This is a genomic window from Streptomyces sp. NPDC048521 (assembly GCF_043199855.1).
Lineage (GTDB): Bacteria > Actinomycetota > Actinomycetes > Streptomycetales > Streptomycetaceae > Streptomyces.
Genome location: NZ_JBICWR010000011.1, coordinates 155,984 through 180,180, shown reverse-complemented (window position 1 = coordinate 180,180; position 24,197 = coordinate 155,984). Strand labels below are relative to the sequence as shown.

At 71.9% G+C, this 24,197-nt stretch carries 19 protein-coding genes; 7 read left to right on the top strand and 12 right to left on the bottom strand.

The window, feature by feature from the left end; translation table 11 throughout:
* Nucleotides 1-46: 46 nt before the first annotated feature.
* Entirely contained in the window at nucleotides 47-1,006 is a 960-nt protein-coding gene (locus ACGFRF_RS25205; RefSeq protein ID WP_393743493.1) for a zinc-binding dehydrogenase, read from the bottom strand.
* A gap of 487 nt (nucleotides 1,007-1,493) precedes the next feature.
* A complete protein-coding gene (locus ACGFRF_RS25200) occupies nucleotides 1,494-2,249 on the bottom strand; it encodes a dienelactone hydrolase family protein (protein ID WP_393743491.1) in 756 nt (251 codons plus the stop codon).
* 418 nt (nucleotides 2,250-2,667) lie between these two features.
* Between ACGFRF_RS25200 and ACGFRF_RS25195 the strand changes: the two genes are divergently transcribed.
* Nucleotides 2,668-4,365 carry an amidohydrolase gene (locus ACGFRF_RS25195; protein WP_393743490.1) on the top strand — a complete coding sequence of 566 codons (1,698 nt, stop codon included), beginning with the start codon at nucleotides 2,668-2,670 and terminating at the stop codon, nucleotides 4,363-4,365.
* 149 nt (nucleotides 4,366-4,514) lie between these two features.
* Here ACGFRF_RS25195 and ACGFRF_RS25190 read toward each other — a convergent pair whose 3' ends face one another.
* Nucleotides 4,515-5,387 carry a hypothetical protein gene (locus ACGFRF_RS25190; protein ID WP_393743488.1) on the bottom strand — a complete coding sequence of 291 codons (873 nt, stop codon included), beginning with the start codon at nucleotides 5,385-5,387 and terminating at the stop codon, nucleotides 4,515-4,517.
* Between the two features lie 408 nt (nucleotides 5,388-5,795).
* Between ACGFRF_RS25190 and ACGFRF_RS25185 the strand changes: the two genes are divergently transcribed.
* The 3 genes from ACGFRF_RS25185 to ACGFRF_RS25175 all read left to right on the top strand — a co-directional run bounded on the left by ACGFRF_RS25185 (nucleotide 5,796) and on the right by ACGFRF_RS25175 (nucleotide 8,726).
* Complete coding sequence (locus ACGFRF_RS25185; protein WP_393743486.1) at nucleotides 5,796-6,263, top strand: SsgA family sporulation/cell division regulator; 468 nt, start codon at nucleotides 5,796-5,798, stop codon at nucleotides 6,261-6,263.
* Nucleotides 6,264-6,441: 178 nt separating this feature from the next.
* Nucleotides 6,442-7,308 (top strand): Bax inhibitor-1/YccA family protein, encoded by an 867-nt coding sequence (locus ACGFRF_RS25180; RefSeq protein ID WP_393743484.1) that lies wholly within the window; start codon nucleotides 6,442-6,444, stop codon nucleotides 7,306-7,308.
* A 182-nt stretch (nucleotides 7,309-7,490) separates the two neighbouring features.
* The gene (locus ACGFRF_RS25175) at nucleotides 7,491-8,726 is read left to right on the top strand and encodes a cytochrome P450 (RefSeq protein WP_393743482.1); all 1,236 of its coding nucleotides are present in this window, start codon (nucleotides 7,491-7,493) and stop codon (nucleotides 8,724-8,726) included.
* 220 nt (nucleotides 8,727-8,946) lie between these two features.
* Here the strand turns inward: ACGFRF_RS25175 and ACGFRF_RS25170 are convergent, their stop codons facing one another.
* The 5 genes from ACGFRF_RS25170 to ACGFRF_RS25150 all read right to left on the bottom strand — a co-directional run bounded on the left by ACGFRF_RS25170 (nucleotide 8,947) and on the right by ACGFRF_RS25150 (nucleotide 15,332).
* Complete coding sequence (locus ACGFRF_RS25170) at nucleotides 8,947-9,537, bottom strand: DUF308 domain-containing protein (RefSeq protein ID WP_393743480.1); 591 nt, start codon at nucleotides 9,535-9,537, stop codon at nucleotides 8,947-8,949.
* A gap of 44 nt (nucleotides 9,538-9,581) precedes the next feature.
* Complete coding sequence (locus tag ACGFRF_RS25165) at nucleotides 9,582-11,213, bottom strand: tannase/feruloyl esterase family alpha/beta hydrolase (protein ID WP_393743478.1); 1,632 nt, start codon at nucleotides 11,211-11,213, stop codon at nucleotides 9,582-9,584.
* Between the two features lie 388 nt (nucleotides 11,214-11,601).
* On the bottom strand, nucleotides 11,602-13,959 hold the full coding sequence (locus ACGFRF_RS25160; RefSeq protein ID WP_393743476.1) for a SpoIIE family protein phosphatase: 2,358 nt from the start codon (nucleotides 13,957-13,959) through the stop codon (nucleotides 11,602-11,604).
* Nucleotide 13,960: 1 nt separating this feature from the next.
* Nucleotides 13,961-14,662, bottom strand: coding sequence for a cytochrome b/b6 domain-containing protein (locus ACGFRF_RS25155; protein ID WP_393743474.1), 702 nt, complete (start codon nucleotides 14,660-14,662; stop codon nucleotides 13,961-13,963).
* Entirely contained in the window at nucleotides 14,610-15,332 is a 723-nt protein-coding gene (locus ACGFRF_RS25150; protein ID WP_393743473.1) for a molybdopterin-dependent oxidoreductase, read from the bottom strand. Before ACGFRF_RS25150 ends, ACGFRF_RS25155 begins: the two co-directional genes overlap by 53 nt.
* Before the next feature lie 428 nt (nucleotides 15,333-15,760).
* Between ACGFRF_RS25150 and abc-f the strand changes: the two genes are divergently transcribed.
* The 3 genes from abc-f (at nucleotide 15,761) to ACGFRF_RS25135 (ending at nucleotide 20,120) form a co-directional block, all read left to right on the top strand.
* Nucleotides 15,761-17,395: a ribosomal protection-like ABC-F family protein gene (abc-f, locus tag ACGFRF_RS25145; RefSeq protein WP_393743471.1), complete on the top strand. Its 1,635-nt coding sequence runs from the start codon at nucleotides 15,761-15,763 to the stop codon at nucleotides 17,393-17,395.
* Between the two features lie 79 nt (nucleotides 17,396-17,474).
* Complete coding sequence (locus tag ACGFRF_RS25140; RefSeq protein ID WP_393743469.1) at nucleotides 17,475-19,139, top strand: ABC-F family ATP-binding cassette domain-containing protein; 1,665 nt, start codon at nucleotides 17,475-17,477, stop codon at nucleotides 19,137-19,139.
* Nucleotides 19,140-19,556: 417 nt separating this feature from the next.
* Nucleotides 19,557-20,120: a CGNR zinc finger domain-containing protein gene (locus ACGFRF_RS25135; protein WP_393743467.1), complete on the top strand. Its 564-nt coding sequence runs from the start codon at nucleotides 19,557-19,559 to the stop codon at nucleotides 20,118-20,120.
* A 41-nt stretch (nucleotides 20,121-20,161) separates the two neighbouring features.
* Here ACGFRF_RS25135 and ACGFRF_RS25130 read toward each other — a convergent pair whose 3' ends face one another.
* From ACGFRF_RS25130 to ACGFRF_RS25115, 4 genes are all read right to left on the bottom strand, one after another.
* The gene (locus ACGFRF_RS25130; protein ID WP_393743465.1) at nucleotides 20,162-20,848 is read right to left on the bottom strand and encodes a hemerythrin domain-containing protein; all 687 of its coding nucleotides are present in this window, start codon (nucleotides 20,846-20,848) and stop codon (nucleotides 20,162-20,164) included.
* Nucleotides 20,849-21,135: 287 nt separating this feature from the next.
* Nucleotides 21,136-21,693, bottom strand: a complete 558-nt coding sequence (locus tag ACGFRF_RS25125) for a hypothetical protein (protein WP_393743463.1) — start codon at nucleotides 21,691-21,693, stop codon at nucleotides 21,136-21,138.
* Between the two features lie 136 nt (nucleotides 21,694-21,829).
* Nucleotides 21,830-22,372, bottom strand: coding sequence for a SigE family RNA polymerase sigma factor (locus tag ACGFRF_RS25120; RefSeq protein WP_393743461.1), 543 nt, complete (start codon nucleotides 22,370-22,372; stop codon nucleotides 21,830-21,832).
* A gap of 758 nt (nucleotides 22,373-23,130) precedes the next feature.
* A complete protein-coding gene (locus ACGFRF_RS25115) occupies nucleotides 23,131-23,835 on the bottom strand; it encodes a hypothetical protein (protein ID WP_393743459.1) in 705 nt (234 codons plus the stop codon).
* Between the last annotated feature and the right edge of the window lie 362 nt (nucleotides 23,836-24,197).

Genomic DNA, 24,197 nt, shown 5'->3' with positions numbered 1-24,197 from the left:
TTCTCGCGTGCGGTGCAGTGGTCGGGGCGGGCGGGGCGGGCGGGGGTCACGTCCCCGGCCGGACGACCAGACGGCCCCGGACGGCGCCGCGGCGGATGCGGTCCAGGCCCTCGTTGAGGTCGGTGAACGGGATCTCCTCCACGACCGGTTCGATGCGGCCCTGGGCGATGAAGTCGAGCACCTGCCGGTACTCGTCCTTGCCGGCGCCGTACGAGCCGCGCAGTTCCACGCTCTTGCGGACGAGGTTGCCGGTGACGAAGCTCGTCGTCCTCGTGCCCAGGCCCACGACGACCACCCGGCCGCGACGGCGTACGACGTCGACCGCGGCGGACGTGGTGGACCCCACGCCCGCGAAGTCGACAACGGCGTCGGGCCGCAGGTCGGCGAGTGCGGTGAGGTCGGTGAAGCAGTCGCGCGCGCCCGCCGCGCGGGCCGCTTCGAAGGTGTCCGGATTGATGTCCACGCCGTAGACCGTGGCCCCCGCGAGCACTCCGGTACGGACCCCGTTCAGGCCGAGGCCGCCCAGTCCGACGACGGCGATCACCTCCCCCGGCCTGGCGCGGGCCTCGGTGCGGACGGCGTGGTAGGCGGTGACGACCGAGTCCGTGGCGACGGCCGCGTGGACCGTGGAGACGCCGTCGGGTATGCGAACGAGGGTGGAGGCGTGGGCCACCAGACGCTCGGCGTAGCCGCCGTCGACACCGATGCCCGGCGCGTAGTGCGCCTGTACCTCGGGATGCGCGATGATCGCGACGGCGACGCGGTCGCCCACCGCGTACCCCTGCACGCCCTCGCCGAGGGCGGACACGCTGCCCGCGACCTCGTGGCCGAGGGTGAAGGGCGGGCGCCGGGTCAGCTCCATCGTGCCGTCGAGCGCGTGGACGTCGGAGTGGCACAGACCGGCGGCCTCGACGTCCACCACGACCCAGCCGGCGTCAGGCACCGGGTCCGGCACGTCCATCAACCGTAACGGCGTGCCCTGGGACACGTATCGGAAGGCCTTCATCGACGAACTCCAAGCCTCGGTCCAAGCGGACCGGCGCGGTGCGGCACCGCGCCGGTCCTCCTACATGAGATGTACGGTCCGTAGGCCCTGGAAGGTTCGTCCGGGCCGGCACACGGTCGCACTTGACCGCCGGCACACGGTCCGCACCGGCCGTCGGCGGGCCGGTCGGCCGAGGGCCATGCGCGGGTCCTGCGGGGCGCCGGCCCCGGGGGTCCGCGTCTCTGGTTCTTGCGGACAAGGCCTACTCCTCCCACCCGATCCGTGACCACCCGCGCAAGCGCGCTCTCCGGGCGATGATTCCGCTCCCGACCGATCAGCGTGGCCACCGACTGCGCCGAGGCAGCGGAACCGTGCCGCTCACCGGCGCGATCGGCGACCCCGGCGCCCGAGGACCGCCGGGCCCTGGACAGGGACCGAAGTGACCGTCCGTTCCATGGACGGTCAACGGCGCCTGGCGCGAGGCACGCCCCGGGCAGCCCCGCCGTCGTCAGAGAGTGCGGGCGAAGAGGGCGAGGAGTTCGGTCCAGTGCCGCTCGGCCGCTGCGGGGTTGTAGGCGGCGGTGTCGGACTGGGTGTAGCCGTGGTGCGCGCCCTCGTAGACCTCGCACCGGTGCTTGACGCCCGCCTCGGTGAGCGCCTGCTCCAGGCGGCTGACCTGGTCCTCGGGCATCGACGGGTCGTCGTCGGCGTGCGCGAAGTACAGCTCGGCCGTGACCCGGCCGGCGAGCAGGTGCGGGCTGTCGGGCGCCTCGCTCGCCAGCCAGCCGCCGTGGAAGCCCGCCGCCGCCGCGACCCGGTCGGGGTGGGTGCCCGCCGTGTACAGCGCGAGCCGGGCGCCCATGCAGTATCCGGTGATGCCCACCGGCCCGTCCGCGACCTGCGGCGCGTCCGCGAGCCACGCCAGATAGGCCCCTGCGTCGCGCCGCGTCAGCTCGGTGGTGAGCGACTCCATCAGCGGTACGACCTTCCCGACGATGTCGGGGCGGGCCTCCATGTCGATGAACTCGGGCAGTTCCACGACCGGGGCGCGTCCGTGCCGGTAGAAGACGTTCGGGACGAGCACCGTGTAGCCGGAGGCCGCCAGCCGGTCGGCCATCGCCTTCAGGTGCGGGCGGAGTCCGAAGGCGTCCTGGTACATGAGCACCCCCGGATGTGCTCTGCTGTCGTCCAGGTGTGCGAGGTAGGCGTCGGCGGTGCCGTCCGCGGTGTCGATGTCGACGAGGGTTCCGATCACGGCGTTCATGGGTGGGTGCCTCTCTGCCAGGGACAAATCGGGCATGCGGAGGTTCGCGGGGCGGTCCTCCGCTCACACGTGACGAACACATCGGTTCGTCTCCCGATTCCCACACATGGGAGACGGCCGTCCCAACGGGGGATGTGGGACGGCCGTCGCAGCCCTCCGCTCCTCGACCGAGCGGCGGACCTGCATACGGTACAACGGAGCCGGTCGGCCTCGGGTTCAGCCCCAGGCCGACGATCCGGCGATGTCTCGCACCGAGTCCCGGCTACCCCCAACTGTTCGGCCACGGCGGTGAGTTAATTTCCGCCACTTCATGCTGTGCCTCCAGGTAGACACATATGATCCGTGGCGACATGCCACGATCACATGTCGCGGAGCCGGTCGCCCGGCCCTTCCCTCACACTTCGAGGACGAGACTGACGTGAACGACTTCCATCCCGGCCGCCGACGCCTGCTGAAGATGTTCGGACTGAGCGCCACCGCCACCACCGCCGCCATCCTCCAGGCCGACCCGGTGCTCGCCGCGACCCTCGGCCACGACGAGAAGACCGGTGTCTCCCCGGCCACGTACCGGGCCCCCAAGGGGCTGGCGCAGGACACCGCTGCCAAGCAGACCGCGCTCGACTGGATCACCGCCAACGAGGACGTGATCACCAAGCTGAGCGACGACGTGTGGCAGCACGCGGAGCTGTCGCTGCGCGAGTGGAAGTCCTCCCTCGCCCACGCCAAGCTGCTGCAGGACAACGGCTTCACCATCGAGTGGGGTCCGGCCGGCTTCCCGACCGCCTTCGTCGCCACCTACGGCACCGAGGGACCCGTCCTCGGTTTCAACGCCGAGTACGACGCCCTGCCGGGGCTGTCGCAGAAGAAGGGCGTGTCCACCCACGACCCGCTGGTGTACAACTACGACGCCTACGGCCCCACCTACGGCGCCGGCCACGGCGACGCCCACAACTGCCTCGGCGCCGGTGGCACCGCCGCCGCCATCGCCGTCGCGCGGGCGATCCGCGCCCACGGGCTGAAGGCCACGGTCAAGCTGTTCGGCAGCGCGGGCGAGGAACAGCTCGTCGGCAAGGCGTACGCGGTGAAGGAGGGCGTCTACGCCGGCCTCGACGCCTTCCTGGACTGGCACCCGTTCAACATCACGGTGCCGTTCTGGAACACCACCAGCGCACTGGTTTCGGCCACGTTCACCTTCCTCGGCGCCTCCGGTCACGGCGGCACCCCGCTCGGCAACAAGAGCGGCCTGGACGGTGCCCTGCTGATGGCGACGATGTCGGAGTACCTGCGCGAGAAGAACGTCGCCCCCTCCGGGCGGTTCCACTACGCGATCATCAACGGCGGCGGCGCCCCGAACGTGACCCCGGACATGTGCTCCATCTGGTTCTTCGTCCGCGAGGGCAGCCCGGCACGCGCCCGGGTGCTGTACGACAAGATCGTGGAGTGCGGAAAGGCCGCCGCTCAGGCCAGCCAGACCCGCCTGGTGCACAAGTTCCACTCCGCGACGTGGAACCTGCTGGCCAACAAGGCCGGCGCGGAGCTGCTCAACGACAACATGCGGCAGATCGGCGCCCCGAAGTTCACCGACGCCGACCACACGCTGGCCAAGAGCATCCAGAAGTCGCTGGGCAAGCCCGAGGTGGGCATGCCGACCGAGCTGACCCCGCTCGCTCCCCCGGCGGCCGCCTACACCGGCGGGCTGGCCACCGACACCGCCGACATCAGCTGGCAGGCGCCGACCGCCGTGCTGCTGTCCGCTGCCTACCCGCCCGGCCTGCCCAACCACAACTGGGGGGTCACCGCGACGGCGGCCACCAACATCGGCCACCAGGCACTGCTGTCCGCCGCCCGCTACCTGGCGGCGGGCGCGCTCGACCTGATCGAGCAGCCGGAGCAGCTGGACGCGATGAAGCAGGAGTTCAAGGACCGTACCGAGGGCGTCGAGTGGGCCTCGATGATTCCCGACGGGAACCAGCCGCCGCTGTACGAGCCGCCGGCCGAGTTCCTCAAGGAGACCGGGCAGAGCTGGCCGCCGAAGGGCGTGACCTGGCCGGTGCCGCCGGTGGTGGCGGCCGAGCAGCTCGGCACGACCGGCCCGAACCTCCCGCCCGTCACCTGATACCGGGCAGTCCCCCGATGCGGGGGCGGTCCCCCGATGCGGGGGCAGTCCCCGCTCCTCGCTCTCCCCCGCCCGTGGATGTCCTCCCCTCCCACGGGCGGGGGCCGGCATCTGCGGCCCCGGATCCCGCCCCCCCTCTGCGGGCCCCCTCACTCCGCCAGCGAGGCCGCGTCCCCCATCACGATCACCGGGTGCAGCGTCGGGTCGAGCGTGCGCAGCAGTTGCCTCATGTGGCCCTGCGACAGGCTCACACAGGCGTGCGTGGGGCCGCCGTGGTCGACGTGCAGCCAGATGCCGCCGCCCTTGTCCGCGCCCTGCGGCCTGGTCCAGTCGAGAGGGGAGGTGCCCCTCACGCGGTTGTAGTCGATGGCGACGACGTAGTCGAAGGACCCGGCGAGGGGTTCACCGCCGAAGCCGGTACCGCCGACGGCGAACCCGCCGGACCGCGTGTACGGAAGCTTGGAGCCGGGGTCGGGCAGCAGGCCTCCCGCGTCGCTGAGGGTGAACACGCCGATGGGTGAGCGCAGATCGCCGAGGTGGTGGTCCGTCGTCCAGCCCTTGAAGGCGTTGTGTGCCTGCCAGGTCGCGCCGCCCTCCCAGCCGGACGCGGTCCACCGGTACAGCACCACGTGGGAGCGGGAGGAGTTCTTGTCCTGCCCCGTGACGAGGACGACCTGCCGGGCGTTCGCGGGGATGCGGGCCGACGTCTTCGGGCCCAGACCGGGAAGGTGTGTGCCGGTGGCGGAGGCCGGGTCGGCAGTCGTCACCGTACGGGAGATGCCCGGTGCGGCCGGCAGCGCGCCGCTCGGCGCCGCGTCCGGTGCGACGGCCTGAGCCCCGTGGGCGGGATCGGCGGTGGTCGCGCCGGTGGTTGCGCATCCGCTGACGGAGGCCGCGGCGACCAGGGCGACCACGGGGAGCGGCAGACGCCTGCCGGGGTCGGCGAGCAGTGCGCGTAACCGGTCGCCGGTCGAGGGCGCGCGGTGCCGGCCGGTACGGGCACGCTGGTAGGACGAGGACATGGCTGAGGCGACCCCCACTTCACGGTGCATGTCGGTGCGCGGCGGGAATCCGCACGGACGCGGGCCGGCGACGCCGGGTTTCCGTCGTCCATGTGTGGCGTCCGCCGGTTGAGGCACGTATGAACTTGAAGATACATGTACCGTGGCGGCCCGAGGACAGCGGCCGCTCGGCGGCTTGCCGCAACGGCCGCCCGACGCCTTTCGGCGGCAGCCCGCCCGGCGGCTTCGCGGCGCGGCGCAGCACATTGACTTACGTCGCGCCTTTCTTGCTCCGTACGCCGCGTCGCCGCGTCACCGGCTGCCCGGTCGGGCCTCGTCCTTTGACCGTCAAGTGACCGATGTGCGGGTTGCGCCCCTGGGCGAAGAGTGGGAGGCGCAGACTTCCTACCACGGAGGGGAACTCCCGTCATGCACCGTGATCAGTCACCACTGCGGGCGCGGTCGACGCCCCAGCATGTGCCTTCGCTGCTCCTGGACCTGGACCAGATGCTCGACGAATTCACCCGGCAGCCCCTGCAGGCGGAATTCCGGTTCGACGCGGACATGCCCGCGGTGATCACCGTCGAGTTCCTGGCGGAGCGAGGACCGAGCCTCATCTGGCGGTTCGGCCGCGAGCTGCTGTACCGGGGCCTGACGTCGATGAGTGGCTGCGGCGACGTGCGGATGTGGCCGACGCTGCCCGGTGAGCGGCCCTCGTCCTGGCTGCTCCTCGAATCGCAGGAGGTGGAGGCCCTGTTCGAGCTGCCCACCGCGCCGCTGGCGGAGTGGCTCGACGCCACCTACCGGATCATTCCGGCCGAGGCGGAGATGGCCGGTCTGAACTGGGACGACTTCCTCCTTGAGCTGCTCGACGGTCCGGCAGCGCCGTCCGAATGAGCGCGGCCGGGCCCGGCCAGGGATGACTTGCGCCCCGTCGCGTCACCTGTCAGAGTGGTGACGCACAGGGTTGCCGGACGTCGGGCCGGTGGGCGACACGGTCACACGTATGCCGCCCCGGACGCCCGAGGACAACGCTGTGCCGCAGGCCGCACGCGCGGCGACGAGGAGGAATGACGTGAAGAGCAGCAACCCGATCTTCTCCCGCTGGGGCGCCGCCCGTGACGCCGCCCCGGCGGACGCATACATGCGCCGCCCGGTGGGCGCCACGGCCGGAGGCCGGCCGGCGGACGACTACCTGACCAACCCCTACGCCTCGGCCGCCGGCGCGGGCCCCGACGCCGACGTACGGACCGCGCGGAACGCGATCACGATGGACGACGTCGTCGTCCGCACCGCGACGACGCTCGGCACCGTGGCACTGACGGCAGTGCTGTCCTGGCTCCTGCTGCCCGTCGACGAGGCGAACATCGGCCGCTCCTACGGCATCGCCGTGGGCGCCGCCCTGATCGCCTTCGTCCTGTCGATGATCCAGGCGTTCAAGCGGGCGCCGTCCCCGGCGCTGATCCTCGGCTACGCGGCGTTCGAGGGTGTCTTCCTCGGCGTCATCTCCAGCGCGACCTCGACGTACATCGCGCCGGGCGTGGTCGTCCAGGCGGTGCTCGGCACCTTCGCCGTGTCCGCGGGCGTCCTCATCGCCTACCGGATGCGCTGGATCCGCGTCACTCAGCGGTTCGCCGGCTTCCTCGCCGCCGCCGCGACCGGCTTCCTCCTGCTCCTCGTCGCCGACCTGCTCTTCTCCGCCTTCGGCGCGGGCAACGGCCTGGGCTTCCACAGCGGCGGCCTCGGCATCGTCTTCGGCGTGATCGGCATCCTGCTCGGCGCGGGCTTCCTCGCCCTGGACTTCCGGCAGGTGGAGGACGCCATCGCCTACGGCGCCCCCCGCGAGGAGGCGTGGCTGGCCGCCTTCGGTCTCACCACGACACTGGTGTGGATCTACCTGGAGGTGCTCCAGGTGCTGACCATCTTCAACAGCGACAACTGAGTTCTCCGGCGCCGGAGGGGCATGCGCGTTGCGCATGCCCCTCCGGCGTGTCCGCCCCCACGCCGGCCGGCTGAACCAGCGCGGGGCCCGGCTCGTCTTCAGCACGGGGACCTGACAGCATGTCAGGCACCGCCCGGGCCCGCCCGGGACGGTCCTGGACCGCCAGAACGGGAGAGGCATCCATGAGTACGCACGAGCAGTGCCCGTACCAGGACGGCAGGGTGGTCATCGATCACGCCTTCAAGGCCGACTCCCCCGCGCGGTACGCCCGGCTCCGGGAGCTGGGCCCCATCCACCCGGCCGAGTTCCACCTCGGCCTGAAGGGCTGGGTGGTCGTCGGCTACGACCTGGCCCGCGAGGCGCTGACCCATCCCGCCCTGCTCAAGGACGCCACGCCCGCCGCCGAGGCCCTGGCCGCCGCCGGCTATGTGCTCCACCAGCCCTCGGTCGGACTCGGCGCGCAGATGATGGAGGCCGACCCGCCCGAGCACACCCGCCTGCGCCGGCTGGCCTCGGCCGCCTTCACTCCCCGCCGTACGGCCGAACTGGCGCCGCGCATCGAGCAGATCGCCCACGACCTGATCGACGCGATGCCGCCCTCGGGCGAACTCGACCTGGTCGAGGCGTTCAACGCCCCGCTGCCCGCCACGGTCATCGCCGAACTCCTCGGTATCCCGCACCGGCACCACCTGGACTTCCGCCGCTGGTCGGGGCAGGCGCTCCAGGTGGCCTCGCCCGAGCACCGCCCGGCACTGGCCGCTCTGCACGGACTGCTGGCCGACCTGGTCGCGGACAAACGCCGTCGTCCCCAGGACGACCTCTTGTCCGCCCTGGTGGCCGTGCGCGACGAGGAGGACGGCCGGCTCTCCGAGGAGGAACTGGTCGGCACGGCCATGATGCTGGTCGTCGCGGGGCACGAGAGCACGGTGAACCTGCTCGGCAACGCCGTGCTGGCGCTGCTGCGACACCCCGGCCAGCTGCGGCTGTTGCGCGAGCGGCCCGAGCTGCTGCCCGGCGCGGTGGAGGAGTTCCTGCGCTACGACACCTCCGTCGAGCGCTCCACGAGCCGCTACGCCTCGGCAGACCTCGAACTGGGCGGGGTGTCGATCCCCCGGGGCAGCATGATCGTCGTCGCTCTCGGCTCGGCCGGGCACGACGCCCCGCAGGTGGACGGCGGCGACGACCCCGCCGTTCTCGACGTGACCCGCCCGGGCGCCCGCCATCTCGCCTTCGGACACGGCATCCACTACTGCCTCGGTGCCCCGCTCGCCCGGCTGGAGACGGTCATCGCCCTGCGCACCCTGCTGTCCCGCGTCCCCGAGCTGGAACTGGCCGCACCGCCGGACTCGCTCGACTGGATCGGTTCCGGGATCATCCGCGGCGTGCTGTCCCTTCCGGTGCGCTACCGCGTCGGCTGACGCCAACGGGCAAGGGGCCCCGGCCCGCACATCAGACACGCCGATCGGCAGAAGACCCCCGGCCCGCACACCGGACACGCCAACCAGCACAAGGCCCCCAGCCGGCACACCGGACACACCGACCAGCACAAGGTCCCGGCCCACGCGTCCCGGCCCGGCGCAGAGAAACGTCCCGGCCCGCGCCAGGGGGCGCGGGCCGGGACGGTACCGGGTAGGGCGGTCAGACGGTCCGCGTGCGCAGCTGGCGGCCCTTCCAGCCGAGCAGCAGGGCCTGGAGGATGAACCACACCCCGCCGCCCGTGGCGTAGACGGACAGCACGTCGAGCGAGGGATTGTCGCCCGCGGCCTGGATGTTGTAGAAGAAGCCGACCAGGAAGGACAGCCCGCCCGAGATCAGGGTCGGCCACTGCTTGCCCAGTTCGGGACCGCGCCGCCGCAGCCCGACGACCACCTGGGCGGCACCGGAGACGACGGCCCAGGCACCGAACACATGGAGCACCGGCGCGACGCCACCGGCCCCGGCGATACCGACCGCGATGGCGGCCAGCGTGCTGAGCACCCCGTTGAACGCGGTGACCCGGCGCTCCGAACCGTCAGGCGTGGCGCGGTAGTCGATCAGCGAGGAGACCGCGTCGATCAGCGGGTAGGCGACCAGCAGGGTGATGGCCACGGCGTCGACGTTCTCGTGAGCCTTGGCGAACGCCAATGCCCATGCCACGGCCAGCACGCCGCGGCCCAGGTACAGCCTCAGCAGGGAGGAACGTCCGTCCGCCGCCGTCGAGCTCGACGGTGTGGCTGTCTGCGTGCTCATGAGGGTGGGGCCTTTCTCGGATGGTCAGGTGGTCGGCGGTCGGGTCAGTGCCGGGACGGGAGGACGCACCGGAAGCTGGAGGCGACGGCCGGGTCGCCGTGGCCGTCGTAGCGGGACACCGACGGGTAGCTGCACAGGTCGCGGGTGACGCTCTTGCCCTCGGCGTTGATCAGGGTGGCGGGCAGCGTCTCGGGCGCCTTGCCGTGCTCGACCCAGGTGCGCAGCGCGCCGAGGTCGTCGGTCGTGGCACCGCTGCCGTTGTTCAGGCCGCAGTGCGCCGTGCCAGGGGCGAGGAAGAGACGGTAGAAGTCGTCGACCTTCTTGGCGCCGCCCAGCTCCCGCTCGACCTGCTTGCGGTACTTCACGGTGCCCTGGGTGGGGATGTACTGGTCGGCCTGGCCGTGCCAGCTCAGCAGCTTGCCGCCGGACTTGCGGAAGGCGGACAGGTCCGGGTCGTCCGTGCCGATGATCTTGTCGTACTCGGCCTCGGACTGCTTGAACAGCTGCGTGAACTGGCTGTAGGTGATCGTCGTGAGGTCGAAGGACGGCTGCTTCTCCAGCCAGGTCTGGACCCAGGAGGCGGGCACCGGGAAGGGGGCGCCCTTGACGTTGCCGTTCGCGTCCGGCGGGGTGACGCCGGCCAGACCCGACAGGTCGGCCCCGATCGGGACGCCGGACCACAGCTTCTTGCCCGACGCGGTGCGCGGGCCGTCCCAGATCTTGCGGACCACGGCCGCGTCGGCCGCCGTGATGGTCAGCTCCTTGCCCTCGCACACCACCTTGGTGCCGATCAGCCGGCGCGGATCGAAGTCGCACCGGGCCGGGTCGTTGACCAGGCCGTCCTTGACGCCGTCGAGCGGGTCACAGGCCTTGACGGCGGCATCGGTGAAGGCCTTGAACTCACAGGAGGTCGGGTAGGTCTTCTCGTTGTTCATGACCACCTGCGGCCACAGGGTGGCGACCTCGAACTCGTCCCAGTTGATGGCGGGCGCGTTGGCGAGGATGCCGTCGTAGTCGTCGGGGTGACGCTGGGCCTCCATGTAGCCCTGGCGTCCGCCGGTGGAGCAGCCGTTGAAGTACGCGTAGGAGGCGGGCCTGCTGTAGAAGCCGTCGATGACGTCCTTGGCGACGACCGCGGCCTCGTGCTCCGAGCGGCTGGCGAAGTTCTTCAGCAGCGTCGTGTCGACCTTGCCCGCGCTGGTCAGGGCCCAGCTGGTGTCGATGTAGGTGCCGACGCCGGCGTCGGTGGTCGCAGCGGCGTAACCGTTCTTGACCGCGGCGGCCAGGCCCGCGCCGTAGTCGCCGGCGGCGTAGGCCGAGCCGCCGATCGTCTGGAGGCGGCCGTTCCAGCCGTTCAGCGGGAGCCAGACGCGCACCTTGGCGTGGTCGCCCTGACCCGGATGGGTCAGCGTCACCGTCACGTCGCAGAACGCCGGTACGTCGGGGATCTGCGCCCCGGGCAGCGGGGTGACCGGGGGCACGTCCACGGTGCCCGCCGCGTGGCTGACCGCGGTCACGCTCTCCACCTTGGTACCGGCGGGGGCCTGCACGGGCAGCGACCGGCAGCCGAGCGGCGTCGAGGCGGTGTTCTCCGGCTCCGCCGACGCGGTCGGCACCCACAGTGCCGCGGCCAGCGGCACACCGGCCGCGAGGACAGTCAGAAGTGAGCGTCTCATTGATTTCCATCCCGGAAGTAGATGTGCGCCTGACCGCGGCGACACAGGTGCACGGCACATGAGCTGAACGTGGCTGAGGTCGGCGGGCCCCCACGAGCGGCGTCCGCACGCGTGCCTCCGCGACCTCGGTATGCGACCGGGGCGACCTCGGTAGGCAACCGAGGCGGCCTCCGATCGCCGAAGACTGAGCCAGACAGTATCACCGGTCAAACCGGTGATGGAAGGGGGCACACGTATCGAGGTCACATGTATCGGGGTCACATGTCGTACGGCCGCTGGGGTGCCCTCGACCTGGTTCCACTGTGGCGGGGCTGTCACGAGACGACAACAGTCAGTTGACGGTCCGGGCCCACGGCTTCGGGCGGGACTCTGTAAAAGAGCTGTTAGGTCATTCGACGGTCGGCCGGGCCGCAACCTCGGCCCCGGGGATGTCCATCTCCAGCCAGACGGTCTTGCCCCGGCCGCTCGGAGAGGTGTTCCACGTCTGCGCCAACGCGTCGACCAGGTACAGGCCGCGGCCGTGTTCCGCCCGCGCGCTGCCCTCGTCGGTGAGCGAGTAGGCGGTGGGCACGGGCGGGTCGCTGTCCGAGTCCCGCACCTCGAGACGGACCCGGTCGCCGAACGCCCGCAGCCGCAGGTCCACGTCGCTGCCCGCGTGGATGAGCGCGTTGGTCACGAGTTCCGAGGTGATGAGTTCGAGGTCGTCCGACAGATCGGCCAGACCCCAGTCGCACAGGCGCTCGTGCACGAAGCCGCGGGCCTCCCGGACCGCCCGCAGGTCGCGCCGGTGCACGTGGAAACGCGCGATACGGGGCGCCGCGGAGTCGTCCGCTCCCTCGTAGCGGGCCAGCAGCAGCGCGGCGTCGTCGCGCCCGCCGGGGGTGTCCGCCAACAGGCGGTCCGCCAGGATCTCCAGGTCGGCGCCCGGCCCGTGGCCGCCGGCGTCCAGGCGTGCGCCGACGTCGTCGCTGTCCGGTTCCTGCGCTCCGTCCGAGTAGAGCGCCAGCACGGTTCCGGGCCGCAGGATGTGCTCCTGGGAGCGGTAGGGGGTGCGTCCGTGCAGTCCGAGCGGCACGTTGGCCGGTGCCCGCAGCGGGCGGACGGTACCGTCGGGCAGCCGCGCGAGCGGTGCCGGATGCCCGGCCAGCGCCACCTCGGCCACCCCTGTCTCGGTGTCCACGGCCACCACGCAGCAGGTGGCGAGCAGTTCGGTGCCCAGCCGGGACAGCAGCCGGTCGGTGCGTTCGAGCAGCGCGGCCGGCCCGTGGCCCTCGGTGGCGTAGGCGGCCACCGAGGTGCGCAACTGGCCCATGACGGCGGCGCTCTCCAGCGTGTGGCCCTCGACGTCCCCGATGATCAGCATCACGCGGGCGTCCGGCATCGTGATCACGTCGTACCAGTCCCCGCCCGCCTCGCTCGCGGCCTGGGCCGGCCGGTACCGGGCCGTGGTGGGCAGGCGCGGCGCCTCGGGGAGGACGGCGGGCAGCAGCCGCCGCTGCATGCCCACGGCGAGCACCTGACGTGCGGCGCTCAGCTGGATGCGCTGAACCGTCGCGCCCAGCAGCCCGGCCATCATGGTCAGCACGGCCCGCTCCTCGGGCGGGAACGTCCGCGGCCCGTCGAACGACAGGCAGCAGACCCCGACGACAGGGGCGGCGTCGGCCATCGGCAGATCGACCACGTGCCGGCTGCCGACGAGCGGCAGGTAGGCGGCGGCGTGCTCACCGCTGCCGTAGCGCGGCACCCCGCTCGACGGGGCCCCGGGCTCGGCGTCCCGGACGCGGCCCGTGGACGGCGGTCCGCAGGAACCGGGGATGAACAGCGCTCGTCCCCGCATCGCCCGCGCGGCGGGCGTGTCCGCGTGCAGGGCGCCGCCGTGCAGCTCGGACACCAGGTCCGAGGAGTCCCCGCTGTGGCCCAGGACCCACAGCCGGCCCTCGGCCGCCGAGGTCAGTGCCAGCGCTCGGGCGCGCATCGGCGCCACGACGCAGAACTCGGCCGCTCCGACGACGTGTTCCATGGTGGTCGCCCGGTTCAACATGTCCGTCAGCCGCTGAAGGGCGTACAACAGGGTCATCCCCGCGGAGCCGGGCACCCCCGGCACGCCCCGGACGACGGCCTGCTCCCCTGCCGCGGCCGGAGGTCCGGTGCCGAACACCGGCACCAGCACGGGCAGGCTCCCGGGCGCGATCGTGGCGCCACGGGCGTGGAGCCCGGCCAGCAGCACGGCCAGCCGGTCACCGATCCGGGTGAGTTCCCGGCAGTCCGCGTCGCTGTAGCCACCGCTGTCCTCGGTGCGCAGCACGGTCAGCGAACCGAAGCGATGCCCTTCCGTCTCCAGGGGGACCGAGGCGACGGTGTAGGGGTAGGCCAGCGCCCCGCGCTCCGGTTCGGGGAGCGGATCCGGTTCGGCCAGGAACGCCACACCGTGGTCGGCCAGGGCGCGCGCGGAGGCGTAGGGCGAGTCCAGGGTCATCCGGCCCGGAAGCGTCAGCACGGACGGCGGGCTGCCGCCGATCATGGCGGCACGCAGTTCGCCGCCGTCTGGGATCAGCAGGTACACGGCCGCCGCGACCGCGTCCAGACGGCGAGCGGTCTGGTGCACGGCACGGTGCAGCACCGCCGTCAGCTCGTCGCCGAGCACTCCGGCGGACTCCGGTCCCCGGCCGTCCGGGGACCCGGCGTCAGGAGCGCTGCGGTCGTCCATGAGCCCTTCCGGCCAGACCTGCCCCTCCTTGGGGGACATGTCACACCTTGTCCGCTTCCTCGGTTTCACCGGTCACGGTACCCATCCGCTCCTCCTTCAGCCACCGGGAGTGGTGGCGCTCCGCCCAGGACCGGCTGACGTACCCGGTGCGCATCCCGAGTCTCGCCTCCGGGTCCTCGTACGCCCGGCGCATGTGTCCGAGCAGGACGAAGGTGATGGCCCAGGCCAGGAGGTCGTGGACGAAGATCGCGCTGGTGCGGGAGATGAAGGGCAGCAGCCCCATGAACCACATCAGCAGACCGGTGAACATCATCATCAGCACGGCCCCGGCGATCCAGCCCGCGTAGATCTTCTGGCCCGCGTTGAACTTGCCGGCCGGTCGCGCCTCGGGCGACATGCGGCGTTTGCGCACGGCCCGCAGCCACTGCCGGTCGTACACCGCGAAGCGGTTCAGCCGGCGCAGGTCCGCGCGGAAGTCGGCGGACAGGAGCCCGAGCAGGAAGGGCAGCGGGAGCGAGATGCCCGACCACTCGTGCAGCGTGACCATCAGGTGCCGCCGCCCGACGAGCTGGGCCAGCGGCCCCAGGTACAGGCAGGCGGCGGTGACCAGGCACACGAGCATCAGGTAGCCGGTGGTCCGGTGGACCATGCGCTCGGCGCTGCTGAACCGGCGCAGACGACCGGGCGGTTCAGGCCGCGTCGCTGTGCCGGTCGGCGTCGTCGAGCCAGCCGTCGACCGCATAACCGCGTTCCTCCCAGTAGCCGGGAACGACCTCGTCGGTGACCGAGATGCCGGACAGCCACTTGGCCGACTTGTAGAAGTACATGGGTGCCACGTAGAGGCGGACCGGTCCGCCGTGTGCGTGGGTGATGGGCTTGTCCTGCATGTTCAGGGCCACCAGAACGTCCGAGCGGCGGGCCTGTTCCAGGGTGAGGCTCTCGGTGTAGGCGCCGTCGAAGCAGGTGAAGCGGACCGCCGCGCCCGGGGAACGCACCCCGGCGGCGTCCAGGATGTCCGCCAGCTTCACGCCCTCGAAGGGCGTCTTGTCCACACGCCATCCGTCCGTGCACAGCACATCGTGGACGACCCGGGTCTGCGGCATCGCGCGCAGCTCGTCGAGCGTGTAGGTCTTCGGCTTCTCCACCAGACCGCCGACCTTGAGTTCGTAGTTCGTCGCGTCCTTGTGCGGCACCGAGCCGACGACGCTGTAGTACCGGAAACCGCCCGGATTGGGCAGCAGACCGGTCAGGCCCGTGGCGTCAACCTGGGAGGCGGCACCGAGGAACCCCTCCCAGCCGCGCTGCAGATAGGGCGCGGCGGCGAGCCCGGCGGCGCCCGCGCCGAGCATGCCCAGCATCGCCCGCCGTCCCACCGGTGCGCCCTCGGCCCTGCGCTTGGGCTTTCCTGCCATGGTCAGTGTGCTCCTTAGAGGTGGCGACGATCCCGGCGGAGTGCGGCCGGACGGGCAGGCACCGGTTCGAGCGGAGCCCACACGTGTGAACACTGGCCGGCCGCCTGCGATACCGTCACCTATTCAACTGGTGACGATGGTGACACGGCCGTCCACGGCTGTCAACCAAGGGCACATATGTATGAACCCCCGCCCCCGTGAACGCCGGACGCCCACCTGCTACGCTGTGAGGGACCTTGGACCGTGTGATCGAGGAGTCGCAGACGTGGTGGGTGAAGACGACATCTCCGGGTGAGATCCGGACCTGACGGCCACCGGCCGGTGCACAGGAGCACCGCCGACGTGGTCCGCTTCGTCGTACTCCCTGCTCCCACATCTGCCCAGGGCAGAGGTCTATGCTCTGCCATCAGTACCTCGAGGTCGCCTTCATGTCCGACGCCGCCGTCGTCTGCTCGAACCTTTCCTTCGCCTGGCCGGACGACACCCCGGTCTTCCACGACCTGTCCTTCACCGTGACCACCGGCCGCACGGGCCTGGTCGCCCCCAACGGCTCCGGCAAGAGCACCCTGCTCAAGCTGATCGCCGGGGAACTCAAGCCCGCCACCGGCTCGGTGTCGGTGGGCGGCACACTGGGCTATCTCCCCCAGAGCCTCCCGCTGACCGGCGACCTCACCGTCGCCGAGGTGCTCGGCGTCGCCGCGGTGATCCGCGCCATCGACGCCGTCGAGTCCGGGGACGTGAGCGAGGAGCACTTCACCACCATCGGCGACGACTGGGACATCGAGGAGCGCACCCGCGCCCAGCTCGACCGTCTCGGCCTCGCCGACCTCACCCTGGACCGCAGCCTGGGCACGCTCAGCGGCGGCCAGGTCGTTTCGCTGGGCCTCGCCGCCCAGCTGCTCAAGCGCCCCGACGTGCTGCTGCTCGACGAGCCGACCAACAACCTCGACCTGGAGGCCCGGCACAAGCTCTACGACGTGCTCGGGGACTTCAACGGCTGTCTGCTGCTCGTCAGCCACGACCGCGCGCTGCTCGACCGCATGGAGCGCATCGCCGAACTCGGCAGCGGTGAACTGCGCCTGTACGGCGGCAACTTCACCGAGTACGAGGAGGCCGTGCGCGCCGAGCAGGAGGTCGCCGAGAAGAACGTGCGCAACGCCGAGCAGGAACTGAAGCGGGAGAAGCGGGAGATGCAGCAGGCCCGCGAACGCGCCGAGCGCCGTATGAGCAACGCCTCCCGCAACCTCAAGAACGCCGGCCTGCCCAAGATCTTCGCCGGCAACATGAAGCGCGGCGCGCAGGAGGCCGCGGGCAAGTCCGGAACGATGCACGCCTCCCGGGTCAGCGAGGCCAAGGCCCGGCTCGACGAGGCCGGACGCGCGCTGCGCGAGGAGCAGCGCCTCACCCTGGAACTGCCCGACACCCAGGTCCCCGCCGGACGCAACCTCTTCCTCGGCGAGGGGATGCAGGTCCACCACGCGGGAAGGGCCGTGTTCGCCGACGGCGGCGTCGACCTGACCGTCCGTGGCCCCGACCGCATCGCGCTGACCGGGCCCAACGGCGCGGGCAAGACCACCCTGCTGCGGCTGATCACCGGCGACCTCACCCCGGACAGCGGGGAGATCAAGCGCAACGACGGCCGCATCGCCTACCTCTCGCAGCGCCTGGACCTGCTGGACCTGGACCGCACCGTGGCGGAGAACTTCGCCGCCTTCGCCCCCGAGCGGCCCGAGGCGGAGCGGATGAACCTGCTCGCCCGCTTCCTCTTCCGCGGCGCCCGGGCCCACCTGCCGGTCGGCGTCCTGTCCGGCGGCGAACGGCTGCGCGCCACCCTGGCCTGCGTGCTGTGCGCCGAACCGGCCCCCCACCTGCTCCTGCTCGACGAGCCGACCAACAACCTCGACCTGGTCAGCGCGGGCCAGCTGGAGAGCGCGCTCAACTCCTACCAGGGCGCCTTCATGGTGGTCAGCCACGACGAGCGCTTCCTCGCCGAGATCGGCGTGAACCGCTGGCTGCGGCTGGCCGACGGGGCGCTCAAGGAGACCGGGGCGCCCGCGGTGTGAGCCACCGGCGTGTGACGTGGCCCGCGTCCGAGGCCTTGTGCCCGGCGGGCCGACCACCGATCACGTTGGACGGTTCCCTGTGCCCCAGCCCGCTCTGCTCGCCCGCGACCTCGTTCGCGTTCTCGACGGCCGTCGCGTCCTCGACGGCGTCTGCCTGACCGCCTCCCCCGGCCACCGCATCGGCCTGATCGGGGAGAACGGCGTCGGCAAGTCCACCCTGCTCCGGGTGCTGGCCGGCGTGGACCAACCCGACGCGGGAAGCGTCACGCACCCCGGCGACCTCGGCTTCCTGCACCAGGAGATGCCGTTCGACGCCGACTCGACCATCGCCACGGTGCTGGACGAGGCGCTGCGCGAGGCCCGCGAGGACCTCACCGAACTCGAACGGCTCGGCGAGGAGCTGGCCCGCGTCCCCGAGGACGATCCCGGCCACGCCGAACTCCTCGAGACCTACGGCAGGCGGCTGGAACAGGCCCAGGACCGGGAGTCCTGGGACGCCGACCGCCGCGCGGCCCTGGTGCTGGACGGCCTGGGCCTCGGCGCGCTCGGGCACGAGCGCACGCTCGGCTCGCTGTCCGGTGGGCAGCGCGGCCGGCTGGCCCTGGCCGCGCTCCTCGTGCGCAGGCCGTCCGCACTGCTGCTGGACGAGCCGACCAACCACCTGGACGACGGCGCCGCCGCCTTCCTGGAGGAGCAGGTCCGCGGCCTGCCCGGAACGGTGGTCGTCGCCAGCCACGACCGGGCGTTCCTCGACGCGGTCTGCACCGACCTGATCGACCTCGACCCGGCGGTGGACGGCCCGGTCCGCTACGGCGGCAACTACAGCGCCTATCTGGGCGAGAAGCGCGCCGAGCGGGAGCGCTGGGAGCGGCGGTACGCCGAGGAGCAGGAGGAACTGGAGGAGCTGCGGCAGGCGGCGGGCGTGACCGCGCACCGGGTCGCGCCGGACCGGGGCCGCGTCGACAACGAGAAGATGGGCTACGGCCACCGGGCGGGCCGGGTGCAGAACTCGATCTCCCGCCGCGTGCGCAACACCACCCGGCGGCTGGAGGAACTGGAGCGCACCCAGGTCGCCGAGCCGCCCCGGCCTCTGCGGTTCGGGGCCGGGGAACTGGCCGCCCGCGCGGAGGAGGGCCCGCAGCCGCTGGTGGCGCTGCGGGACGTACGGGTGCCCGGTCGGCTCGCGCTGGACGACCTGGAGGTGTCGGCGACCGATCGGCTGCTGGTCACCGGCGGCAACGGGGCGGGCAAGTCGACGCTGCTCGCCGTGCTCGCCGGACGTCTGCCGGCCGAGGGCGAGGTGCGCAGGCGGCGCCGGCTGACGGTGGGACTGCTCACCCAGGACACCGTCTTCGACCGGCCCGAGCGCACGGTCCGCGACACCTACGAGCTGTCGCTGGGCGCGGCGCGGGCCGAGAAGGTGCCGCTGGGCTCGCTCGGTCTCCTGCACGAGGCGGACCTGGGCAAACCCGTCGGCCGGCTGTCCGTCGGGCAGCGCCGGCGGCTCGCGCTGGCCCTCCTGGTGGCCCGTCCGCCCCAGCTGCTGCTGCTCGACGAGCCGACGAACCATCTTTCCCCGCGTCTGTGCGACGAGCTGGAGGACGCCCTGGGCACCGGTCCGGGCGCGATCGTCCTCGCCAGCCACGACCGCTGGCTGCGGCAGCGGTGGCCGGGCCGCGAGATCCGGCTGGAGCCGGGAAGCGGACAGCGGGAGAACACGGCGACGGCCCGTTCCCGGGCCTGACGCGGACGCGCCCGCCAGACCGGATGCGAACCTCCGCGCCGGATGCGGGCTCCATCCCGGGTGCCGGGCGCCGCTCGGGTCCGGAGTGCCGGGCGCCCCACGCCACGTGCCGGACGTCTCCCCCGGTGCCGGGCGCCCCACGCCGGATGCGGGCCTCCGCGCCGGATGCCGGGCACCGCTCCGGTCCGGAGTGCCGGGCGCCCCACGCCACGTGCCGGACGTCCCTCCACGTGCCTGGCATGTCCTCCGGGTGCCGAGCCTCTCCCCCGCGTGCCCTGTGACCGCCATCCTGGTGCCCTGATCCTGGCCCTGTGACCGGGACCCGGTGCTGTGCCGCGACCGCGCCCGACCGAGCGGCACCGCCCGGAACGGTGACGCTTCTTGCGCTCCACGTCAGTCACCTGTCAAGATGGTGATGTGAACCTTGACCATGTTTTCGTATGCGGGCACCCGGCCCTCGACTTCGCGGCCACTCTTCGTGCGCGACGCTCGACCCGGTTCGAGATGTTCGTGACGCCGGAGCGGCTGAATGCCTGGTACCTGGAGTCCGGACTCGTGGACACGATCACGCCGGGCGACGAGGAAGACGTCCAGGAGGCGACAACCGTGCGCGAGGCGATCTACCGCCTCGTCACCAACCGCCGCCTCGGTGAGGAGTTCGACCGCGAGGCACTCGCCGTGGTCAACGGCGCCGCGCGCAAGGACCCGGTGACGCCGCAGCTCACCACGGCCGGGCGGCACAACGAGGCGACCCCGGGGCAAGCCCTGGCGACCGTCGCGCGGCAGGCCGTCGAACTGCTCAGCGGCCCGGACGTCCCCCTGATGAAGGAGTGCGGCAACCCGGAGTGCACGCGGGTGTACATCGACCGCTCCCGGGGCATGCGGCGCCAGTGGTGCGGCATGGAGTCCTGCGGCAACAAGATCAAGGCGGCCGCCTACCGCGCCCGGAAGAAGACCGCGCCCGCCATGCCCGTGCGATGACCTGCTGACCCGGACATCGCCGGGACCCGGCGGTCGCGGGTTCAGCCGGCCGCGAGGGCCTTGAGCGTCCTGCGGAATCTGCTCACCAGCATCCACCGGGTCCAGCGCACGGACGGCGGAAGGCCGGCGTACACGTGGTCCCGGCCACGCAGGGGCTCGGGGTGCTCCAGGAGGCCGAGGACCAGATGCGGTCCGCCGCGCGGAACGGAGTCGGCCAACGCCTTGCGCAGCCCGACGACGTCCTCGTCCGGGGCGACGTGGAGCAGTCCTTTCAGCAGCGGCTCCTCCACGCCGAGGCGTTCGGCCAGCAGGTCCCGGACCCGGTGCGAGGCGAGCGTCCCCTCCCGCATCGCGTGCCCCCAGCTCACCGACCCGCCGACCCGGCGCTCCTCGGCGATCCGCTCGATCACGCTCTCCAGTGCGTCCAGAGCCTCGTCCAGCGCGTCGGCGTCCTCGGCCGACCGGTCGAGTCGGCGGACCCTCACGGGGAACCGCTCGCGCAGCACCGGCCACAACAGTTCGTCCTTGCGCCGGTGGACGTGGCGCACTAACTCGACGAACCACTGCAAGGTCGTCACCAGCGTCCTGGTGTCGACGGCCGCACCGCCCGCGAGCCGTGTGAAGGACCCGGCGACGAGCTGCGCGCCCCGGGTCATGATGCCGTGCACGGCACACAGTTCCTCGAAGAGACGGGTGCCTTCCTTGGCCGGCACCTGCGTGGCGGACATCCGTAGACCTTTCTTACCGTTTCCGTGCCGCGAGGCGAGGAGGGCGATCCGGCGGACCGGCAGCGGGCAGCCGCTCAGGGCGGACCGAGGATCGCTGCCGACCGATGGGCGTCTCCGATCGCACGTAGAGAGAGACGGCCCTGCCGTACGTGTGCCAGCTGCACACTCGTACGAGCGAGTACTGTGGATCTTCCGGACCGGCTGATCACGGAACGTACCACACAGACACGTGTCAGAAGATCCTGTGGAGACGAAGTGTTCGGGCGCGCGCGCCACGGCGCTACCAGTCAGGTCCCGTCGTCGGGAAACATTTCGCTCAGGATCTCCCCGATGACGGTGGCCGTCCTCGCCGTCGGACCGCGCTGGCACACGGAGAACAGCACCTCGAAGGAACCGGCGTCGGCCGAGTGGCCGCCGTCCGCTCCCACACCCGCGCAGGTGTCGATCCCGGATGCCACGCTCATCCGGAGCGGGCCCACGCCCCGCCCGTCGCCGTACCGCAGGACGATGAGCACGCCACCCGGCGCCAGCCGGGACACGGGCCGGCAACCGGGGAACATGTGGGCGCTGTCCGCCAGACAGCCCTCGGGTGTGGGCCGGGACAACGGCTGTGTCGACAGGAAAGCCGCACGGCTGCCCCGCGCGCCCTCGACGGTCAGCGCGTGCCACCCCTCCGGCAGCTCGACCGTCAACGGCCGGTCCGGCCCGAGCAGACGCACGGGCGCCCCGACGGTCGCGGTCGTAGCCGACGGCGCCACCGCGGGCTCCCCCCTGTGGGTGGCAGTCGCGCCACGCTGCCCCGACACCACGCCGATGAGCACCGCCGCGGTCACGAGCGCGGTCACGGCGGCGGCCCTACGCCTGCGCCGCCGTGACCGACGGCTGATCCGTGCCAGGCGGTCGGCCGGGGCCGCGGGGGAGGGTACGGCCGCCTCCAGGAGGCGTCGGACAGCCGACTCCGTCTCGAGGAACCGTTCCCCGTCAGACGCGGCGCCCATGGCTCTCACTCTCCTCCCAGCCGCCGGACACGGTCGCCAGCTCCGCGCGCAGCGTGGTCAGCGCCTTGGCCGCCTGGCTCTTGACGGTGCCTGGACGGCAGCCCATCACCCGCGCCGTCTCCTGCACGCTCAGCTCCTCGAAGTACCGCAGGACCACCACCGCCCGCTGCCGGGGCGGCAGCCGCCGTACGACGAGCGACAGGGTCCACTCCAGGTCGACGGCGGTGAACGGGTCCTCCGCGCCGGCCCGCTCGGGGATCCGCTCGTGCTCGTGCGGGATCTCGCCCCGCCAGCGCCTCTGCCACCACGACGCATGTGTGTTGATCAGCGCCTTGCGCACGTATGCCTCCGGGTTCTCGTCGGCTATGCGGCGCCGTTTGGGCCAGACTCTGGCGAGCACCGTCTGCAGGAGGTCCTCCGCGAGGTGTGCGTCACCCGTCAGAAGCCAGGCGACCCGGAGCAGCCTGGGTCCGCGTGCGGCCACGAACGCCTCGAATCCCGTGGCCGCGTCTCGCGCCGTCGTCATTCCGCTCCCGTGCCAGGTGGTCTGTTCCCCCCAGTGGCAACCGGGTGGGAAAGCGGTTCGGTTGCCTTCCGGGCCGGAGAAGACACACGTGAACCACGTCACACGGGAGCCCGGGGACATCTCCGGCTGTGCCGCCGGCCGGTCGAGGAGAGCGACGGGGCCTGCTCGCGGGCTTGTACACCGTCGCTGCGCGCCGTGTGTAGGAGCCGTGGACGCTGCGCTCGGGGACCTGCCAAGAGCCGTACGGCCCGCTTCCGCCGCGGGAAGGCGGAAGCGGGCCGCACCCGGACCAGGGGCTTTTGGGAAGGGCCCGAGTCCGGGACCCGTCCTCGGAGGATCCGTCTCCGAAGGCCGGTCGCTGGAGGCACGGACGGGGAGAACAGGTGGTTCACCCAGGTCTGCGCACTGGCGGCCCTGAGGGGGGACTCGGGCCGCCAGTGCGGGGACGGTCATCCGACCACCGGGGGGAAGGTCAGCCCCCCAGTAGGCCCGTCCCGGTCCCGCCGCCCGCGTGTCTGGCAGCGGAACCTTCAACTGGACAACGCACCGGCGGGCCGAGAAGGTTCAGCAAACATCCGCACCCGTCTCCCCGAAGGCATCGCGGAACTACGACGGGCCCCGGACATCCATGGGATCCCGGCGCCGGAGGAAGCCTCGCGCATCCGTCGCATCCCGGCGAACATGGCGCCTCGCCGTGACGGGGGTGCCCCAGACACAGGCGTTCCAGAGATACAGAGGCCCCAGAGACACCGGCGGTGTCAGAGGTACAGGGCGCGATGGCTTCGGTAGGCGAACGTGTCACCGGAGCTGAGGATGGTCACGATGTCCTCGCAGTACCGCCGGTACTCCGTCTCCTCCTCGGCCGGCAGGGTCACGGAGACGGTCTGGCCCTGGCGCACGACCTGCTGCAAGGTGCCCAGGAGCCGCTGCGGGGGCGGAAGCAGCAGGACCTCCATGACGCGCCGGAAGACGTCGACGAGGGTGTCCTTCCGTTCGGGCAGGTCGGCCCATACTTCGGCGCCCACCTGGGCCGGTATGGCGTGCTGGGTCCTGCCGGCCGCGACGAACAGGTCGAGGCAGGCCGTCAGGTGTCCGAGGTCGACCGCGGTCACCTCGATCGGGTAGAGACTCGTCAGCTGGGTGCCGCACGCGCTGTAGAGGGTGTACCCGGCCGGCTCGCCCGGAGCATGCTCGGCGGACGTCCCCGGGGCGTGCGCGGAGGCGTCCGTGGCCGGTACGGACGTGTCCGTGGCGTGCGCGGACGTGTCCGTGGCGTGCCACTGGGACCACAGCGGCAGTTTCAGCAGCACCTGCACCCAGCTGTCGTAGGCGTCCGAGATGATCCGCTCGTCGTCGGACTCCATGCCCGCACTGTGAAGCAGGTAGAGGTGGCGGAGGAGCGGCTCTTCAAGGCTCTGGAACTTCGCGAAGAACACGGGGTCGTCGGGGACCAGAACGTACAAGGGGGGCTCCTTCTCTCACCGGCGTGACGACGCGTGGACGCAAGCCGTCGGCCGCACTGCCGTCATGGAGCCGCCGGTCCTCCGGGGGAGTCCGTCGCCCGGTCGGCACCACCGCGCGGCCCGGCTGCACCCCGCCCGCGGACACCTGGGCCGACCGGCCGACGGAGCAGGCGCCCGTAGCGGCCGCCCAGCTGGTGGAAGCCCGTCATGAGAACGAACGGAGCAGACTTCCGCAAGGTTCACCTGCCGTGCTCGCGCCGTCGGCGTCCTGGCGCACTCGACGCAGGGCGAAGACCCGTTCCCACCGTCCGTGCCCGGCCGCCCGACCGGTGACGTCCTCATGTCATTCTCCGCCCGCACCA

What these genes read in the sequence shown, in the direction of transcription:
- ACGFRF_RS25170 (WP_393743480.1), bottom strand. Translation starts at nt 9,537, where the DNA reads ATGAGCACGCAGACAGCCACACCGTCGAGCTCGACGGCGGCGGACGGA.
- ACGFRF_RS25165 (WP_393743478.1), bottom strand. Translation starts at nt 11,213, where the DNA reads ATGAGACGCTCACTTCTGACTGTCCTCGCGGCCGGTGTGCCGCTGGCC.
- ACGFRF_RS25160 (WP_393743476.1), bottom strand. Translation starts at nt 13,959, where the DNA reads ATGTCCCCCAAGGAGGGGCAGGTCTGGCCGGAAGGGCTCATGGACGAC.
- ACGFRF_RS25205 (WP_393743493.1), bottom strand. Translation starts at nt 1,006, where the DNA reads ATGAAGGCCTTCCGATACGTGTCCCAGGGCACGCCGTTACGGTTGATG.
- ACGFRF_RS25155 (WP_393743474.1), bottom strand. Translation starts at nt 14,662, where the DNA reads ATGCGGTCGACGGCTGGCTCGACGACGCCGACCGGCACAGCGACGCGG.
- ACGFRF_RS25175 (WP_393743482.1), top strand. Translation starts at nt 7,491, where the DNA reads ATGAGTACGCACGAGCAGTGCCCGTACCAGGACGGCAGGGTGGTCATC.
- ACGFRF_RS25120 (WP_393743461.1), bottom strand. Translation starts at nt 22,372, where the DNA reads ATGACGACGGCGCGAGACGCGGCCACGGGATTCGAGGCGTTCGTGGCC.
- ACGFRF_RS25190 (WP_393743488.1), bottom strand. Translation starts at nt 5,387, where the DNA reads ATGTCCTCGTCCTACCAGCGTGCCCGTACCGGCCGGCACCGCGCGCCC.
- ACGFRF_RS25200 (WP_393743491.1), bottom strand. Translation starts at nt 2,249, where the DNA reads ATGAACGCCGTGATCGGAACCCTCGTCGACATCGACACCGCGGACGGC.
- ACGFRF_RS25185 (WP_393743486.1), top strand. Translation starts at nt 5,796, where the DNA reads ATGCACCGTGATCAGTCACCACTGCGGGCGCGGTCGACGCCCCAGCAT.
- ACGFRF_RS25130 (WP_393743465.1), bottom strand. Translation starts at nt 20,848, where the DNA reads ATGTCCGCCACGCAGGTGCCGGCCAAGGAAGGCACCCGTCTCTTCGAG.
- abc-f (WP_393743471.1), top strand. Translation starts at nt 15,761, where the DNA reads ATGTCCGACGCCGCCGTCGTCTGCTCGAACCTTTCCTTCGCCTGGCCG.
- ACGFRF_RS25150 (WP_393743473.1), bottom strand. Translation starts at nt 15,332, where the DNA reads ATGGCAGGAAAGCCCAAGCGCAGGGCCGAGGGCGCACCGGTGGGACGG.